Below are 18,752 nucleotides of genomic sequence, written 5' to 3' on the forward strand. Positions count from 1 at the left end.
ACCTATCTAAACAATGCTCGCAGTCTAACAATAGAGCGGCAATAACTCTAGATGGTAATGGAATATAAATATACCCCAGGCACACCAAACAAAACAACCAACGCTTATATATACCATTAAAATATAACACCTAAAAATTTGTTAATTCGATGTTTCCTTAATGTTTATTCAATTAAAAATAAGAGCATAAAAATGTGACTATCATTCTATTTAATATTTAGTCAATTACATTTCATACACATAATATATTGCTTACTTAATAGAGATAAACAAGGATGTTTGTATGACTACCTGTATTCAAAAGGTACCACCTCAAAAACGTAACTGGCTTGATAATATTGAAAATGTAGGGAATAAAATTCCTGATATCACAATGCTCTTTTTTTGTGCGACTCTCTTTTGTATTGCACTCTCTATGGTTCTATCGTGGTTCACTTTTGATTACATTCACCCTTTAACGAAAGAACCTATCCAAGTTATCAATTTACTCACACCAAATGAATTAATGGCTTTGTTTACCTCAATGACCAAAAATTTCATCAATTTTCCGCCATTAGGGATTGTAATTGTTGCAACACTCGGCATTGGTATCGCGGAAGGATCGGGCTATATATCGACAGCGTTAAAGAAGTTGTTGTCTATTGTTCCTCTTTCAATTGTTACGCCTTCCGTTATTTTTATTGGTATTTTAGCGCATGTTGCTTCTGACTCTGCGTATGTGATTTTAATGCCCGTTTCTGCTTATATTTTTTATAAAACAGGCAGACATCCTTTAGCGGGTATTGCGGCAGGATTTGCAGGGCTTGCGGGAGGATTTACAGCATCTTACACACCATCAATTATTGACCCTATTCTCGCCGGATTCACAGAAACAGGGGCTCACGTTTTAGATCCTGAATATACGGTCAATGTTCTTTGTAATTTCTTCTATTCCTTTAGTTCAACATTTGCCGTCATCGGTTGCTGCTGGTATATCACTGACAAAATCGTTGAACCTCGTTTACGTAAATCTATTCCTATTGATGTTGAACAAATCAATGATACCAATGAACAACCAACCGTTAGTGAATTAAAAGCATTCCGTATTGCGAATTATGCCTTACTTAGTTTAGTTATTTGCCTCATAGCCTTAATGGTACCCGATAACTCATTGTTTAGAGCACCGGATGGATCATTAACAAGTCCACAAGCACCTGCTATGCAGACTATTGTACCCATGTTACTGATCTTTTTCGCATTACCTGGGTTAGTTTACGGTTTTATCAGCAAAAAGTTCACATCAACCAAAGACGTGACCAAATCAATGGAGAGTATTACAGCATCATTGATTTCATTTATTGTTTTTGCCTTTTTTTGCGCTCAATTTTTATATTGTTTTAGTACATCAAATATTGGCAGTCTTATTGCTTTATCAGGTGCAGAAGCATTAAAAGCGATTAATATGCCTGGAAAAATTACAATTCTAGGAGTGATCATACTCACCGCCTGCTTAAATTTAATCATTACATCAGCATCCTCTAAATGGGCAATTCTCGCACCTGTATTAGTGCCAATGCTAATGGCTGTCGGCTTATCGCCTGAATTAACTCAGGCAGCATTTCGTATTTCAGATAGTGCTATCAACGTAAGCACACCGATGTATGCTTTTTATCCTCTTATTATTTCTTACATGCAGCGTTATTGTTCACAATCAGGTATAGGTACTCTTGTATCAATGATGGTGCCCTATTCCATTGGTCTATTAATTACATTAACAGCAATGTTATATCTTTTCTGGGGATTAGATATCCCACTAGGTTTCAACAGTGGCTACACCTATGGAAACTAATAACAAAGGATTTACCATGAATATTGAACAAATTTTATGTGACCGCTTTCAGCGTTATGTTGCAATAAGTAGCCAATCTGATGCTAATAACCAAGAACTACCTTCATCTTCAGGACAGTATCAACTAGCACAATTACTTCATGACGAACTCAAGAGCTTGGGCTATAGCAATGTAACGCTACACCCTAACAGTATTTTAATTGCCCATTTGCCAGGAAATAAGTCCAATGCAAAAACATTGGGCTTTATCGCTCATTTAGACACTGTCGATGTTGGTTTAAGTCCAAATATTACCCCCCAATTACTCACTTATAGTGGGGAACCTCTTTGCTTAAATGCTGATCAACAAATTTATATAAACGAACAAACCCATCCAGAATTAGCTAAATATCATCATCAAGATATTTTCTTCTCTGATGGTACAAGTGTATTGGGCGCTGATGATAAAGCGGCTATTGCAGTATTAATGACTTTAGCTGAACAATTAATAACAACAAAGACACCTCATGGGGATATTTATCTAGCCTTTGTTCCAGATGAAGAAATTGGTTTACGTGGTGCAAAAGCATTAGATTTAAAAGACTTCCCTGTTGAACATTGCTACACAATTGATTGTTGCGAACGTGGTGAGGTTATTTATGAAACCTTTAATGCAGGCAGCGCACAACTATCAATTGCAGGTATAACTGCACATCCAATGAGTGCAAAAAATGTATTAGTTAACCCTAACTTAATTGCTGCTGATTTTATATCAATGCTTAATGATATGGGTAAACCAGAACAAACGGCGGAACGCGAAGGGTATTTTTGGGTAACCGACATTAATGGTAACCAAAATACTGCATCTGTATCTGTGGCTATACGTGATTTCGATCAAGAACATTATAATGCTCGAAAATCCTATCTAACAACCCTCACTGCATTTTTACGGCATAAACACCCCAAAGCAGATATTACTCTTACTTTAACCGATGTTTATAATAATATTTCACAAGCGATGGGCAGTGATACTGAAGCTTTAACTCGATTATATCAAGCGCTCGAAAATACGAATATACCAGCAAAAACTATTGCTATGCGAGGCGGAACAGATGGTTCTGCACTTTCTGTAAAAGGATTATTTACCCCTAACTTTTTTACTGGCGCACATAACTTCCACAGTGCGTTTGAATTCTTACCTATTCCCTCTTTTGTTGATAGTTATCGAGTAGCAAAAGCATTAGTAGATATGGCTTAATCACTCACAGCGGTATAAGTTTCTTATATCGCTTTTCCACTACACTAATCAGTTGTATTAAATTTGTCTTTAAACCATCTTATTTCTACAGTAAAACTGCCATATTTTTGTCATCAAACCCTGTTGTAATTACGGAAAATTACTTGCATAACAAGGGTTAAACGTGACTACATTAATTAAATCTCTTACCACTATCGTTATTTCAGCAGCGCTCGTATCACCAGTACAGGCAACCGAAATTAAGAATATTATTCTAATGATTGGTGACGGTATGGGTCCTCAACAGGTAGGTTTATTAGAAAGCTATGCCGACCTTGCTCCGCATTCTATTTATAACGGTCAAAAGACAGCCTTGTATAAACTCGCCCAACAAGGTGTTATTGGCGCATCACTCACCCACCCTAATGATGCCATTGTTGTCGATTCAGCATGTTCAGCAACCATGTTAGCCACCGGCGTTATGACAGGATCAGAGGTTATCGGTATCGATGCTGATGGTAATAGTGTTGAGACAGTATTAGAAAAAGCAAAGCGTATGGGTAAAGCGACGGGATTAGTTTCAGACACCCGTATCACTCATGCAACCCCAGCTGCTTTTGCTGCCCACCAGCCCCATCGCTCACTGGAAAATGAAATCGCTTCAGACTTATTATCTGCAAACGTTGATGTGATGCTATCGGGTGGATTACGTAATTGGTTACCACAATCAGCAGACGCTGCAAGTGCAATATCAAAACAGTTACCTTCGCTATCAGCTACTGGTCTTTCTCTAAAGTCAAAACGTAAAGATGACCGTAATTTACTTTTAGAAGCTCAGCAACAAGGCTACGCTTTAGCTTTTAATAAAGAGATGTTACTGCAATCTAAAACAGATAAATTATTAGGTTTATTTGCAAGTTCAGGAATGAATGACGGTATTCAAAACAGTGCCACCGTCAATGATCCTCAACGTACGCAACCGACATTAAAAGAAATGACAGATAAGGCACTGGATATTTTATCAAAAGACAAAGATGGCTTTTTCTTAATGGTTGAAGGCGGTCAAATTGATTGGGCTGGGCATAGTAATGATGCCGGTACTATGCTGCATGAAATGATTAAATTTGATCAAGCCGTTGAATCAGTCTACCAATGGGCACAAGGCCGTGATGACACCTTAATTATTGTTACCGCAGATCACGAAACAGGCTCATTTGGCTTTAGTTACTCTGGTTACCAATTACCAAAGCCACAAAAACGCAGTGGTGAAGCATTTAAACAACAAGATTATGCTCCTAACTTTAATTTTGGTGCATTTACCGTACTCGATGATCTTTATAAACAAAAAATGAGTTATGCCAATATGTTAGCAACATTAAATACACTCAACAAAGATCAACAAACACCGCAAAACTTAGCTTCGATTATTAATAACAATAGCGAGTTTCCAATAACAGAAGCTCAAGCTAAAGCAATATTGACTGATAAAATCAACCCTTATCACAAAGATGATCACAGTTATTTATCCGCAACAGATATTCCTGCTATTCACGATTTTGATGCTTTCTTTCCTTATAACGATCGCGCTAATCTGATTGCTCGTGCTCAAGCAACCCAACAAAATATCGTCTGGGGAACAGGTACTCACACCCATACTCCCGTTAATGTCTTTGCATGGGGACCTGCCGCAACCATTTTACCTGTGTCTAAAATTATGCATCACTCACAATTAGGTGAGTTCATTAAAAACCAAGTTAAGTAACTTATTTAACCCCCTCAATGACTTTGATTATACTCATTGTCATTGAGGGCTTATTGGCAATATAACCTGTATTTGTTCAATAAATAGAATCACTAATCTAACGTTTTCTTAAACCTAATTGACGCAATGATTAATCCAATAATAGTAAATATGACTAACCATAATGTATCTCGCCACAGATCAACCAAATCAGCCCCTCGCAACACAATACCGCGAATAATACGAATAAAGTGTGTCGTCGGTAATACCTCCGCAATCCATTGAGCAACAACAGGCATACCTTCATACGGAAACATAAATCCTGACAGCAAAATAGAAGGCAATAATATAAATATTGTCATTTGCATTGCTTGTAACTGCGTTGTTGCTTTGGTTGATATTACTAATCCGAGCGTTAAACTCGCCAAAATAAAGAGTAATGTACCCAGAAAAATTTGTATTATTGAACCATTAATTGGCACATCAAAAATGATATATCCTAATCCTAAAATAATGATTGATTGAATAATACCTATAAAAATATACGGTGTTATTTTCGCAAGCATGAGCTCTAATGGTTGAATTGGTGTCGTGATCAATAACTCTAAATTACCTTGCTCACGCTCTCTTACAATCGTTACAGAAGTAAATAGGATCATTGTCATGGTTAATATAATTCCAAGTAATCCAGGAATAATATTAATTGCAGACCGACGCTCAGGATTAAAATATAACGCCACTTCAAAATTATTTGGCTGTACTTTTCGTTGTGGAATAACTTCTGTTAATGGCATTTTTTGTAGCTGTAGAATAGTTGAACTAATTAATGCATCAGAACCATCCACTAACCATTGTCCAATCACTTGCTGCTGGTCTATTCGACGCTGAAAATCAGAGGGAAGTACCAATACCGCTTTCACTTTACCATCCATAATCGCTTGTTGGCCTTGTTGCGGTGTCGCGTAACTTGCGATTACATCAACAACTTGTGTCGCTTTAATAGATTCTACCAACATACGCCCTGTTGCTGAATGACTTTGATCGACGATTGCAGTTGGAACATTTCTAACATTGGTATTGATAGCATAACCAAATAATAACAATTGAATTAACGGGATCATCACGATCATACCAAAAGTAATACGATCCCGGCTCAGTTGCCGCAACTCTTTACCGATAATGGCGTTGATCCGCCGCAGACTTAACCACAATCGAGTGATCATTGTCGCCCCTCTCCGGTACAGGTTACAAAAACATCTTCAAGGCTTGGTCGACTTATTGTCATAACCGCGCTTGCTAATGTCGGTATTTGTACTTGTAACCAACCAATAGGATCATTAATTTCATCTGCGACCAATACGCGTAAACGAATACCCAATTGTGCCGCAGATCGTACTTGAGGAAGTTGCATAATTTGCGTTTTAAGTTGCCGTAATTGCTGCGCTTCTATTTCAACAACCGTCACCGCCATTGCAGCCATCAATGCATGAGGAGATCCATTAGCACGTACAATTCCCGCATCCATAATAGCTAAACCATGGCAACGCTCAGCTTCATCCATGTAATGGGTGGTAACCAAAATAGTGGTACCTTGATCAGATAGATCAAACAATTGCTCCCAAAATTCACGTCGATTTTCAGGATCAACCGCCGATGTTGGCTCATCGAGCAAGAGTAGATCGGGGCTATGTATTGTTGCCGCAGCTAAAGAAAGCCGTTGTCGCTGGCCACCACTTAGCTCGCCTGCTCGCTGTGTTGCTCGTTGATCGAGTCCGTATGTCATTAATTGTTGTTGAATACGCTTTTTACGCTGTGTTTTGGGTATACCAAAAATCTGCCCCATAAATTCAAGGTTTTCTTGAATAGTTAAATCTTGATATAGCGAAAATTTTTGTGTCATATACCCAATGCGTAAACGTAGTTGTTCTGCTTGGCGTGGAATATCGAGCCCAAGTACATTTACAGAGCCTGTCGTTGGTGTTAATAGTCCAGTTAACATTCTTAATGTAGTAGATTTACCGCAACCATTAGGGCCTAAAAAACCATAAATAGCTCCTTTGGATACCGTTAAATTAAGTTTATCAACGGCAACAAAATCACCAAAATTACGGCTGAGATTGGTTGCCACAATAACCTGTTCACTCATGAGGCATCTCCACTTGTACTGGAACGCCCGCAGGTAATTCACGACCACTATCAGGAAAATCAACCTCTGCTAAATAGACTAATCGTGCTTTATCACTGCCATTTAATGTGTAGTAAGGTGTAAAAGATGGAATTGTTGCAATCCAACGTACAGTACCTTGATAAGAAGTCTTGATTCCATCAACATGAATAGTTAATTGTTTTCCCGCAGCTATATTGACTCGATAGGGTTCTGGAACATAAATACGTGCATAAGGAACAGTATGTGTAGTGATGATTGCAACCGTTGCATTTTTAGCGACACGATCACCCACATGGTAAGGTAAATGTTCTAAAATCCCATTACGGGTTGCGACAATAGTATAATCTTGAAGAATTTGTTGCTGAAGCTCGACTTCTGCCGCCGCCATCACCAATGCCGCTTGTGCCTGTTTTATATCTTCAATACGCTCGCCATGCAGCAATTTATCTAATTCATTGGTCGCTGCTTGTAACTCTGCTTGAGCAATATCTCGTTGCGTCTGTGCGCTATCTCGTTCCGCCGTAGACACCATTTTCTTTAAAAATAGCTGTCCAATACGCAAGTTATCAATATTTTTATCTTTAAAATTAGCTTGGTATTGTTCTACTTGTGCTTGAGCTGCTGCAATATCTTCTGGACGAGAGCCATTTGTTAAACGTTGCAAGTAGGCTTGTGCTTGCTGTTGTTGTGCTTGCGCTTTAGTGAGTATCGTTTGCTGTTGTTGAGATTGTAATGTAACGACAACCTCTCCTTTTTTAACAACATGACCCTCCATAACAGGTTGTGTGGTAATAATTTCATTTGCCGTTGCCGTCAGTGCAACTTGATCACGCTCAGTAGAACCTAAAGCCAATGCATCTCGATGATCATTACAGCCAGAAATAACAAGCAAAAATGGAATAAAAAGACAATAGCTTGATAATAAACCTTTCATGACCCACTCCATTGATATCAAATAATGTCCATTAAAATTACGTTACAGTGATTCTTTTAGCGGTAATAGCAATCCACCTGTAATAACTTTTAAATTATGCTCAAGTAAATTTATAAAAAAAGCTTCATTTGTCTCAATACCTTGAATATTCAATATCGAAGGCGGTGCAATAAAAGGAAAAACCATTAAACTAATAAAAGAAATTTTGCATAGGTGAGGATCTAAATCAGAGCGAATAATATTTTGTTGCGCTAACTGTTCAAAAATTCGATGTTGTAATGGCTGTGTTATTTCAGTAAATATTTTTTCCATCGATTGCCGTTGACTGTTTGTATTGGGTAAATACATTAATTGAAAAATCAATCGTGGAAAACTGGGGTTAACCGTCATTACTTGATAATACGTTCGCATCAACTCACATAAACTGCTGGTATTTTTTTCGACCAATAATTGCTGTATCAATACTTGAATAGGGGCAAGGGTTTCTCGTACCATCGTTTCAAACAACCCTTCTTTAGAATTAAAATAATAACGAATCATCGCTATATTTATGCCTGATTTTTGAGCGATCATACGTGTTGATACTTTGTCGTAAGCCATCACTGAAAATAATTCACGTGCGTTATTAATTAATAACTGACGAACATTATGATCAATCATTGGACGTCCGCTACGCCGCTTCTCTATTATGTTGCTCATCCACATCTCGATAATTAATCATTTGTTTAATTATACGACCTATATTGTTCGCTTTATAAACAAATAATTACTCAAAAAGGTACAAATTGATTAATAATTAATTTTAAGAGTATCTAACAGCCATGAGCACTCTATTTTAACGAAACACACACCGGTTTAATTCATAAAAATAAACCATAAAGCCGTTATCATTCACTATACTGAATGCTTATTACCATTTTTGATAATAAACATACCATTTTTGCCTATATACCCATGTGGTCTATAGGCTCTAAAATGCTGCTCTTTTTCTTTTTGAATACCGCATTGCTTGCTGTTTTATAACACATTTTGCGGACTTAACCTGAGGGCCTTTAATGGGCGATATCGCAAAATCTGTTGCAAAGTTAAGCGTTTTCTCGATAATCATGATTACGATAACCTCGGTCGATAGTATCCGTAATTTACCGGGAGCAGCACTCTTAGGCAGCCATGCTATTTCTTTTTTCGTCCTTGCTGGTTTATGCTTTTTTGTACCAACAGCATTAGTTTGTGCCGAAATGAGTACCACTTACCCTAAACAAGGTGGCGTTTACCTTTGGGGTAAAGAGACATTGGGACATAACTTTGGTTTTGTCACTGTGTGGTATCAATATGCTGAAAATATTGTTTATTATCCACCGCTGATCTCATTTATCGTTGCGACAGGTACCTACCCATTTTTTCCACACCTAGCAGAAAATAATATTTTTATGTTGGTGATGATTAACGTTATCTTTTGGACGCTAACCTTAGTCAATATTTTTGGTCTACGTCTGTCATCACTGATTACAAATGTCTTTGGTATGATTGGTCTAATTTTTCCGATCTTACTTATCATTGCATTAGGTGGATATTGGACATATACCAACCCAGAAGCATCGCATATTTCATTACGCCATGTTTCAGACTGGTTACCTGATTTTTCACAAAGTGGTATTGGCGCGAGTTTTACTGCTGTTGTTTTATCCCTAACAGGTATTGAAATTACTACCGCTTATGCCAATGAAGTGAAAAACCCACAAAAAGCCTACCCTAAAGCATTACTCATTTCGACAGTGATGATTTTATTATCACTTACGGCTTGTTCTCTCTCTATTGCTGCTGTTGTTTCTCATAATAATTCAAGTTTAAGTGAAGGCATCATTCTCGCATTTAAAACCTTCTTTGAAGACATGAATCTGCCATTCTTATTGCCTGTGATTGCGCTTGCGATAGTGTTTGGTAGCCTTGCGAGTTTAAACAATTGGATTATTGCACCAACAAAGAGTTTACACGTAGCAGCTAAAGATAAGTTTATGCCAATACGGTTATCAAAAGAAAACCGTAATAAAGCCCCTGTGCCATTACTATTATTGCAAGGTGCTATCGTTAGCTTATTGTCACTAGTATTTGTATTAGTTCCTAACGTCAACCAAGGCATGTGGTTATTAAACATTCTGATGACGCAACTTTACATGGTAATGTACATTTGTATTTTCATCAGTTTCTTAGCATCGCGCCGCAAGCATCAACATATTGATCGACCATTCCGCGTTCCTGGTGGCAAAATCGGTATGGTTATAGCGTCAACACTTGGATTAATCAGCTGTTTCATTACTATTTTTGTTTCTTTTGATGTACCAGCAAGTATTGATAAAAATACCGCAGCCATAGCCTTAATTTCTGGCTTTATTATCTTTAGCCTACCCGCTATCGCCGCCATTATGTACCGTAAAAAACAATTACAATACACTTAAATAGCAGTGTTATATCGAGCTTAGAAAAAAGCCGCAGCATTAAATTTGCTGCGGCTTTTCTTTAATTATCAAATTATACAGACATAATATTAATGATCGTTTTATCAGTATTTTTCATACCTTCCGTCACCATACGTCCAATATTACGAATAGTCGTCTCAACATCGTTAGCAACAATTCCCTGTCCATGTGCCTCATGGTTATCAATTGCCATTAATGAACTTAAAGCTGCTGAGCTGGTTGAACTTTTTACTTTCATTGCACATGTCGACTTTGCGCCATCACAGAACATACCTACGGTATCACTCAGTGTATTTTGAATCGCAAAACAAATCTTTTCAAATGAACCACCTTGAAGATAAGTCATCGCCATTGAAGCGGCTGAACTAGTGACGGCACAGCCACAAAATGGTGATAATGGCGGATAAAAAGATTTCATATAAATCGCACCTAAATGGCTCATAATAAGTGCACGCGCAAGCTGCTCATCCGTTGATTTATAATGTTCAGCAAAAACAATTACAGGCATAGAAGCACAAATACCTTGATTACCACTGCCATAATTACTCATAGCAGGTAATGTCGCCCCTCCCATTCTAGCATCAGAGGCAGCAGCGGAACGCATAACGGCACGATGTGCTAAATCATCACTTAATACACCATTATCGATGTTCTTTTGATAAGTACGTCCAACCTGTAGACCGTATTTATTTTTTAAACCTTCATCAGACAAAGCAACCGTTAATTCACGCGCGTTTAAAATAAACTCAATATCTGCAAAATTAGCTTCAGTGGCAAACTTATAAATACCAGCAATAGAAATATCAATGTCATCACACACAGATGCCGTTGATTTTTGTTGTTGCTCACAGTCATTTAGAACTGTTGTATCATATACAACCTCGCCATTTAGCGTTTTCTTAATAACTTGTGTGTGTCCGCCACTAATTTCAACTGTTGCAATATTATGCCCAGCTTTTGCTTCTGCATAACAATAAATAAACTCTTCAACGTCTTTACGACCTACGTGTACTTTGCCTGCATCAATCATTTGCTGGGCTTTTTCTACATCATTTGGCGTAATATTAACTAAAACTTCAAGGCCACCATCAGGGTTACCGCCAATAGCACCAACAGCAGAAGCAATAGGTAAACCAATTTTACCCGTACCTGGTACAAACACACCCATGGAGTTCTTGAATAAGTTGTCTGAAACCTTTACCGTTAACTCTTCAACGTCTTGACCCAGTAATTGTGCAACAACTGCTGACGCATACGCTGCAGAAATAGGTTCAGTACAGCCAAATGCCGGCTTTACTACAGTATTAATGATTTTTGTATATTGCTTCCACTGTGCATTCATATTGGTGACCCTTAGTACTTCTAATTATTTTAGCTATTGTTGTCGATATATTATTTACGGTATGCAATTGCCTCTATCTCTACCAATGCACCCATTGGTAAATCTTTCACCGCAAAACAACTACGAGCAGGACATTCGGTTTTAAAGAACTGGGCATAAACTTCATTAAACGCGGCAAAGTCACTAATATTAGCTAAGTAACAGGTTGTTTTAACAACAGTATCCATATCACCACCACCAGCCTCAATCACTGAACGTAAGTTAGCTAGAGACTGATATGACTGTTCAGCAACACCACCATCAACAATGCCACCTTTCTCTTTACATACTGGTAACTGACCAGAGGTAAAGATTAAATTACCAAATACATTACCGTGAGAATAAGGACCAATAGCATCAGGAGCTGTTTTTGACGTAATTACTTTTGACATGTTTTTATCTCTCATCGTTTAAAATTCAACTTTATTTTAAACATTGAAATAAATATCATGCAAATTTTTTTGCACAATTAAATGAAATCATAAATTCCAAATTCAAAAAAACACTTACAAATCACTGATAATTATAAGCTTACTCACAATGCTATTGTTATTCGATCAAATTTACCCACAATATATGGCATACAGATCTCATACCTTCATTTGCAAAAGGACAAATAATCAAATATATTTGCACCAACAAAATAATGAAAAAGTCACTAAAACTCATTTTTTGCAATTATTTTTGACTTATAAGCGATTATTAAAAGTAGGCCAGTAATGAAGAAACAATTAATACAAGCAGGGCTAAAAGCTATCTTCCCTCTCTGTGTGGGAGCCTTTCCTTTTTCCTTCATTGTTGGGGCTATCAGCATTAACGCTGGTATGTCAGTGCTACAAAGTACCCTATGGTCGTTGACTGTTTTTGCGGGATCGGCACAAATGGTCGCGCTTGGTTTAATTCAATCATCAACAGAAATTATTGTTATCTTTATCACTACTTTTGTTATTAATTTACGTCACATCCTTTATAGCGCGTCGTTATCTGAATATGTAAAAGAATACAGTATGCCAACACGAATACTGATGTCGTATGGATTAACAGATGAGGTTTATGCCGCAACTATTGGCGAGATGAAACAAGAAAAAATCGGTCGTCAATGGTTTTATCTAGCAGCAATGTTTGGGTTTTGGATCAACTGGGTTGTCGCTGATTTCTGTGGTGCCATGATTGGCTCATCATTTCCACATATAGCAGATTACGGTTTAGATTTTGCGATGGTTGCGGCGTTTATTGCGATTGTTATACCACAAGTTAAAAACCGTGAATGTATTGTAGCTGCTGTTGTAGCAACCGTAACGGGTATCTTACTGTCAGGTTTGCCTTATTCATTAGGCCTTGTTATTGCAGCTATTATTGGTGTTTATGCTGGTTATAAAATGGATCTTTCAACAGAAAGAATGGATAAACAAATAAAAGCAGAAACGAAGAAAACAATTTTAAAAGAATTAGAAGAAGAACAGCAACGTCCCCTTTCGCCAACAACTACTGTTAACTAATAATAAGGATCATAACCATGCATACTCATCCTCAGATTGTTTTAGACAATGATTATGTTCTTTATTTGTCACTTGCAATGATTGCAGCGACCTTTCTCATTCGTTTTGCTGTCATTGGTATGGCAGGACGTTTTACAATGTCAGAGCGTTTTAAAAAAACATTACGTTTCGTTCCTGTTACTGTTTTACCTGCTATTATTGCCGTTGAAATTTTAGGAAAAGGATCAAATTTTGCTTTTAATCTGGAAAATCCTAAAGTATTAGCCGCAATTGTTTGTACTATCATCAGTTTACGTTTTGGCCTTATTTGGGTTGTTATTGGTGGTCTTATTTCATTAGTTTTATTTCAAACATACCTTGATCCTATTGTACAATTTCTTCATCACCTCACATGTTGTTAATATATAAAATCTAAACACATACCTGATTTACCGAGCATCATCTGCTCGGTTTTTATATTATTGAATAATAAAAAAGCTTAACCAATAAACTAACAAAACTAAGCCCCCTTCCCACATATAGGCAATTATCGATATTTTTTTAGTGACGCAAATATTGCTGCAGTAATAATAAATAAAATACCAAACAATGTTGTTACTGTTGGTTTCTCAGCAAATAGAATCCATACAAACACAATGGCATAAACAGGCTCTAGAGTGATGATCATTGAAACTGTTTTTGCTTTTAACCCTTGTAATGAAAATACCAATAATGTTTGTGCAATTGCTGTTGAAAACACCCCTAAAATTACCATTAATAACATATCGATAGGCTGTAACGTGAAAATTCCAGTCATGCCAAAAGGTAAGGATAATAAAAGACAACCAAGGCACTGAGCAAATGCCGATTGTAATGGATGAATTTTAAGGCTAATACTTCGATTAAAAATAATAAATAATGCATTCGTAATCGCGGCTAAAATTCCCCACACTAAACCAAGATTATTAATATCAAAAGAGAAATGGGGGGTAATAATAATCAAACCGATCGCGATAAGAAAACAAATTAATACATCAACTGCAGTAATCTTTTTCCCCATAAACAATGATTCAATCAATATAATAAATAAAGGAAAACAAGCAAATCCTAATGTTCCAACTGCAACACCTCCTTTTTTAACCCCCATAAAAAAACAAAACCAATGTATCGCAAGTAGCGAACCATTAAGAATAAGTTTAAAAATGGCACTTTTGGTAGCAATAGGAAAAAATGATTGATGATCTAATTTTAATAGAATAATAAGTGTAAGCACTGCTAACAAACTACGACCAAAAACAATAGTCATCACACTAACATTAAGTTGTTCACCGATTACAGCTGATAGCCCAAAAAGAATCGCGGTAATTTGTATTGATAAGTAATATTTCATAAATTTAATCTTATAAAAAGGGCCACAATTGATATATTGTTACAAATACGAAGCCAGAAATAACAACGCTTTGTTAATTTATCTCTTATTTACTATCAACAATCGGCTTGGGTAACAGCGCAGCACTACCATCTATTAGGCGCAAATAGTTATGCCATAATGTCAATGCTCGTTGTTGAGTTAATGTTAATTGACAAGATAACGTCATCATTCCGCGAATCGTTCCTTGTCGCCATTGTGTGTACACTGCATTACATTCTGTCTTGCGATACAATAACCATTGCTTTTGTGCTGTATTAATCGCATCAATTAGTGCTTTATCTGTACTATTTTGATAAAGACTTTGCGCTAAATAAACCTGTAACTGCTGCTCTGCAATATTTAATTTATCTTCCGCACATTGGTTGATTTCAAGTGTTGAATACGCCTCATCACAATTGAGTGTTTGTGTTGACGCCATTGCCGAGCCAGAGAGCATTAGCACACTTATTACCCATAATTTTTTCATGTTCATCTTTTCTCTTTTTTGATTTTTATATGTCTATTTTTAAGCTATCTCTTTATATTAATTAAGATTGATAACACTAAATCACCACACTTTTGCAAAATTAATAAGTTATTTAACTGAAATGTGGATTTTATATTTCCGCATGCGAGTTATAATGATGATGGAAGTGGCCTAATAGGCGATTCACCCTATTTGGCGAACTTATTTATCGATTCTCATCATAAATTCGCCTATTTTATTGTTAGGAGTTTTAATGAGTATCGCAATTCTTATTTTTTTGGTTATTTTAAATGGCTGGTTTGCCATGTCAGAAATAGCCCTTGTTACTTCACGCAAAAATCGTCTACAGGTACTGGCAGATGAAGGTAACACCTCAGCCATTACAGCATTAAAACTAGCGAATAAACCAACCACTTTTTTATCAACAATTCAGATTGGTATTACCATTATTGGTATTCTAAATGGCGTTATCGGTGAAGCTGCTCTTGCTGGGCCTATTTCATCATGGCTAACATCTTTTGGTATTCAGCCTCATACCGCATCAGTTTCAGCAACTATCATTGCTGTTATTATTATCACTTATTTCTCTATTGTTATTGGTGAATTAATACCAAAACGTTATGCACAAGTTAACGCAGAACCATTAGCATTACGTGTCGCACGTCCTATTGCTGTATTATCTAGTTTATCTCGCCCGTTTGTTGTCTTATTAGCAGGTTCAACTGAATTATTCCTACGTATATTTAGTAAAAGTGCCACTAACAGTACGCATTTAACGGAAGAAGATATCAAAGCTGTTATTACGGAAGGCTCTCAAACGGGAATTATTCATCAGCAAGAACACACAATGGTACGTAACGTATTCCATTTTGATGATCGTAAAATTTCATCCATGATGACCCCTAGAAACGCGATTAGTTATCTTGACCTTGACCATACAGTAGAAAGCTATCAACAAAAATTGTTGGCTAGTCCTTTCTCATGTTTACCCGTCTGTCGTCATACTATCGATGATATTAAAGGCACCATCACTGCCAAACAATTACTGCAATTTGAGCTTGATAACAGTAAAGATACGCCTAAAAATATTATAGATTATGTTACTCAACCGCTCTTTATACCTGAAACATGGACCGGCACAGATCTGCTTGATATGTTTCAAGATTCTGGTGCTGAAATTGCATTTGTCGTCGATGAGTACGGTGATATTCAAGGTATTGTCACACCACGAGATATACTTGAAGCATTGACTGGCAAATTTAGCTCGCAAGATTCTACCGACGTATGGTCAAGAAAAATAGCCGATAATAATTGGCATCTCGATGGGTTAATTCCAATTACCGTTGTAAAAGATTTATTAGATTTAAAAAAATTACCCGATGAAGATCAAAATGGCTATCAAACATTAAATGGCATGTTAATGTGGATTAAAGGTGGATTACCTAAAAACGGTGACATAATTAATTGGCAACAATGGCGCTTTGAAATTCTAGCAATTGAACACAACCGTATTGAAACAGTAAATGTATACCTACGTCCACCAGTAACACAGCCGCAAAAATAACAACTATCAATGAGTATCTGCTTGCACAGCAGATACTCTATACCATAGTCTTATTTCACTCTAGACCACGCATCACGCCAGTGTTGTGTTTTGCCAGGAGCATATCCTGCTAACTCACACCATGGTGTTGCAGGCCAGTTACGACAACGATAAACATTACCATTCGGCATACGTACTCTATCACCGGCACTGTATTTAAAACCTTCACGATAACGCGTCACCTTAAAATTATTAGGTTTCGTATAGCCATCGTCGTAATTATTATCATTGCCATTAAAACGTACTAACTTCCATGGACCTGATTCATTATTACGCTGAGGACGATCACCTTGCGTCCACCATTTAGCAACCCACAATCGTCCAACATAGCGCACGCTGTCACCTTTGTTATACACAGATTCCTTATTCCATGTCTGCAATCCTGGCCGCTCACTCGGTAAGATCGTCGGACGATCATTTGCGTATGCGACCAATGAAAGCGTACTCAGTGATAATGCACTTAATACACACATAACCAGCAATGCACTTTTTTTCATAATAATAGTGATCCCTACTTACAATAAAAATACGGTGAAATAATCACCATATGTATTTTATAAATTATAACTGATGCCAATAAATAATTAACACACAATATTGTAAGTAAGCGTATCTAAACGATTAATAACCACCTGTTTTACTGTATTCATCTTCGGCATATTTCTTACCTTCGGCTGCCGCAGCCTGGCAAGCTTGTGGATCAACATCACCACGACTCACGACATAATGCAATAATTGCTGTGCTTTTTGAGTACGATTAAAAAATTCATGATAGCCAATATTTCGGCATAGTTCCCAAGATGAAACACCTGCTGCATTCTCTACGGTATAGCTATTTGATGGCGTTCCCGCACATCCTGTCACAGCAATCGCGATAGCTGTTGCAATTATTATCTTCTTCATACTTAACCCCTTACGTCATCCATAAATAACAATATTATCTCTATGATGCTAAAAGCTATTTTTTATATGCTGTTATCTTAGTCTACAGAGAGACACTATAACAACTGAATCTACAACCATCTTCCTAACACCATTAAGATCCGCTCTTAATGATATTCAATGGTGCTATAGTTAGATTAAATAATAAGGTTCATACTGGAATAAATATTTCACGTTTACGCTAGTAATTAAACGCAAATTAGCATAACTTGCGAAGCAATATTAATACCGTGATCAGGATACTTTCCATGAACAATTTTCAGAGCTATTCTCAGCTCCTTCCTTGCTTTGATTGTCGTAAAAATACTGCTGATGCTGATTTGGGGTGGTTAACACCAACAATGCACGATAGTGTTCAACAGCAAATCACAACAATTATCACGGGTGATACCGCTTTTGGTGATGATCTAACTGTGATCATCACTTGTAGCCCAGAAGAAGCGCGTGACTATCTATTATTAAACGCATTTGGTTACACTGAAGAAGAATTAACATCAAACGGCATTGATGCTGATGATCTTAAAGACATTGAACAAGAAATCACAGCAAGTACCACGGCACTAGGTCAAGTGACTTTTGAGCATGAAATTGCATTGCAAGCTTGTAGTGCTTGTAGTGCTTGTAGTGCTTGTAGTGCTTGTGAGTAATCACCCGTTATAACGTTAAACAATAAAGCTGTTAGCCTTGCTAGCAGCTTTATTATATCGTAATCATTATCACAAAGGATGACACGGATAATCATCTACAATCTATTCACTCACGTTTAAGCATTAAAGACATCATTAAAAAATCAGCTGAAATATCAAGCCAAACAATAACACTACGACATACTAATAGTAGATTCCCTATCTCGTTCGTAACCTCACTGTAGCGAATGACGTGTGGTTAGTTTGGATATTCCATATATAAAACATAGTTTTTAAATGTGGCGGAGGTGCTTGGGAAATTAGAGGATTTGAACCTGCTTTTATACAAACGAAAAAAATCGCTAATTTTCATTAATAGCTTTCTTGAATGTGGCGGAGCTGCTTAGGTATTAGAGGATTTGAACCTGCTTTTATGTAAACGAAAAAAATCGCTAATTTTC

18 protein-coding genes are annotated in these 18,752 nt (G+C 37.0%); 8 read left to right on the plus strand and 10 right to left on the minus strand.

Annotation, left to right across the window (positions count from 1 at the left end; translation table 11 throughout):
* The first annotated feature begins 283 nt into the window (after positions 1-283).
* The 3 genes from VXS03_RS00780 to VXS03_RS00790 all read left to right on the plus strand — a co-directional run bounded on the left by VXS03_RS00780 (position 284) and on the right by VXS03_RS00790 (position 4,806).
* Positions 284-1,828 (plus strand): AbgT family transporter, encoded by a 1,545-nt coding sequence (locus VXS03_RS00780; protein WP_327761429.1) that lies wholly within the window; start codon positions 284-286, stop codon positions 1,826-1,828.
* A gap of 16 nt (positions 1,829-1,844) precedes the next feature.
* Positions 1,845-3,065 (plus strand): peptidase T, encoded by a 1,221-nt coding sequence (gene pepT, locus VXS03_RS00785; RefSeq protein WP_327761431.1) that lies wholly within the window; start codon positions 1,845-1,847, stop codon positions 3,063-3,065.
* 163 nt (positions 3,066-3,228) lie between these two features.
* Positions 3,229-4,806, plus strand: coding sequence for an alkaline phosphatase (locus tag VXS03_RS00790; protein ID WP_442957406.1), 1,578 nt, complete (start codon positions 3,229-3,231; stop codon positions 4,804-4,806).
* Positions 4,807-4,898: 92 nt separating this feature from the next.
* Here the strand turns inward: VXS03_RS00790 and VXS03_RS00795 are convergent, their stop codons facing one another.
* The 4 genes from VXS03_RS00795 to VXS03_RS00810 are packed head-to-tail and all read right to left on the minus strand — an operon-like array spanning position 4,899 to position 8,585.
* Positions 4,899-6,008 (minus strand): ABC transporter permease, encoded by a 1,110-nt coding sequence (locus tag VXS03_RS00795; protein ID WP_327761432.1) that lies wholly within the window; start codon positions 6,006-6,008, stop codon positions 4,899-4,901.
* The gene (locus VXS03_RS00800; protein ID WP_327761434.1) at positions 6,005-6,931 is read right to left on the minus strand and encodes an ABC transporter ATP-binding protein; all 927 of its coding nucleotides are present in this window, start codon (positions 6,929-6,931) and stop codon (positions 6,005-6,007) included. The genes VXS03_RS00795 and VXS03_RS00800 overlap by 4 nt, the downstream gene beginning before the upstream one ends.
* Positions 6,924-7,886 carry an HlyD family secretion protein gene (locus VXS03_RS00805; protein ID WP_327761436.1) on the minus strand — a complete coding sequence of 321 codons (963 nt, stop codon included), beginning with the start codon at positions 7,884-7,886 and terminating at the stop codon, positions 6,924-6,926. Before VXS03_RS00805 ends, VXS03_RS00800 begins: the two co-directional genes overlap by 8 nt.
* Before the next feature lie 42 nt (positions 7,887-7,928).
* Positions 7,929-8,585, minus strand: a complete 657-nt coding sequence (locus VXS03_RS00810) for a TetR/AcrR family transcriptional regulator (RefSeq protein ID WP_327761437.1) — start codon at positions 8,583-8,585, stop codon at positions 7,929-7,931.
* A 356-nt stretch (positions 8,586-8,941) separates the two neighbouring features.
* Between VXS03_RS00810 and VXS03_RS00815 the strand changes: the two genes are divergently transcribed.
* Entirely contained in the window at positions 8,942-10,342 is a 1,401-nt protein-coding gene (locus VXS03_RS00815; RefSeq protein WP_080156612.1) for an APC family permease, read from the plus strand.
* A gap of 73 nt (positions 10,343-10,415) precedes the next feature.
* On the opposite strand, the gene VXS03_RS00820 is transcribed toward VXS03_RS00815, so the two are convergent.
* Both VXS03_RS00820 and VXS03_RS00825 read right to left on the minus strand, forming a co-directional pair.
* Positions 10,416-11,705, minus strand: a complete 1,290-nt coding sequence (locus VXS03_RS00820; protein ID WP_327761438.1) for an L-cysteine desulfidase family protein — start codon at positions 11,703-11,705, stop codon at positions 10,416-10,418.
* Positions 11,706-11,755: 50 nt separating this feature from the next.
* Entirely contained in the window at positions 11,756-12,136 is a 381-nt protein-coding gene (locus tag VXS03_RS00825) for a RidA family protein (RefSeq protein ID WP_327761439.1), read from the minus strand.
* A 327-nt stretch (positions 12,137-12,463) separates the two neighbouring features.
* Between VXS03_RS00825 and VXS03_RS00830 the strand changes: the two genes are divergently transcribed.
* Both VXS03_RS00830 and VXS03_RS00835 read left to right on the plus strand, forming a co-directional pair.
* Positions 12,464-13,243: an AzlC family ABC transporter permease gene (locus tag VXS03_RS00830; RefSeq protein ID WP_327761440.1), complete on the plus strand. Its 780-nt coding sequence runs from the start codon at positions 12,464-12,466 to the stop codon at positions 13,241-13,243.
* Between the two features lie 17 nt (positions 13,244-13,260).
* Positions 13,261-13,644, plus strand: coding sequence for an AzlD domain-containing protein (locus tag VXS03_RS00835; RefSeq protein WP_327761441.1), 384 nt, complete (start codon positions 13,261-13,263; stop codon positions 13,642-13,644).
* A 125-nt stretch (positions 13,645-13,769) separates the two neighbouring features.
* Here the strand turns inward: VXS03_RS00835 and VXS03_RS00840 are convergent, their stop codons facing one another.
* Positions 13,770-14,612 carry a DMT family transporter gene (locus VXS03_RS00840; RefSeq protein ID WP_327761442.1) on the minus strand — a complete coding sequence of 281 codons (843 nt, stop codon included), beginning with the start codon at positions 14,610-14,612 and terminating at the stop codon, positions 13,770-13,772.
* 85 nt (positions 14,613-14,697) lie between these two features.
* A complete protein-coding gene (locus VXS03_RS00845) occupies positions 14,698-15,126 on the minus strand; it encodes a lysozyme inhibitor LprI family protein (RefSeq protein ID WP_327761443.1) in 429 nt (142 codons plus the stop codon).
* A 247-nt stretch (positions 15,127-15,373) separates the two neighbouring features.
* Between VXS03_RS00845 and VXS03_RS00850 the strand changes: the two genes are divergently transcribed.
* Positions 15,374-16,684, plus strand: coding sequence for a hemolysin family protein (locus VXS03_RS00850; protein ID WP_327761445.1), 1,311 nt, complete (start codon positions 15,374-15,376; stop codon positions 16,682-16,684).
* 50 nt (positions 16,685-16,734) lie between these two features.
* Here VXS03_RS00850 and VXS03_RS00855 read toward each other — a convergent pair whose 3' ends face one another.
* Together VXS03_RS00855 and VXS03_RS00860 are read right to left on the minus strand one after the other, a co-directional pair.
* Positions 16,735-17,220, minus strand: coding sequence for a carbohydrate-binding protein (locus tag VXS03_RS00855; RefSeq protein WP_327761446.1), 486 nt, complete (start codon positions 17,218-17,220; stop codon positions 16,735-16,737).
* A 124-nt stretch (positions 17,221-17,344) separates the two neighbouring features.
* A complete protein-coding gene (locus VXS03_RS00860; protein ID WP_327761447.1) occupies positions 17,345-17,626 on the minus strand; it encodes a lipoprotein in 282 nt (93 codons plus the stop codon).
* Positions 17,627-17,913: 287 nt separating this feature from the next.
* Between VXS03_RS00860 and VXS03_RS00865 the strand changes: the two genes are divergently transcribed.
* Positions 17,914-18,312 (plus strand): hypothetical protein, encoded by a 399-nt coding sequence (locus tag VXS03_RS00865; protein ID WP_327761448.1) that lies wholly within the window; start codon positions 17,914-17,916, stop codon positions 18,310-18,312.
* The last annotated feature ends 440 nt before the right edge of the window (positions 18,313-18,752 follow it).

This window comes from Photobacterium sp. S4TG1 (assembly GCF_036040035.1).
Lineage (GTDB): Bacteria > Pseudomonadota > Gammaproteobacteria > Enterobacterales > Vibrionaceae > Photobacterium.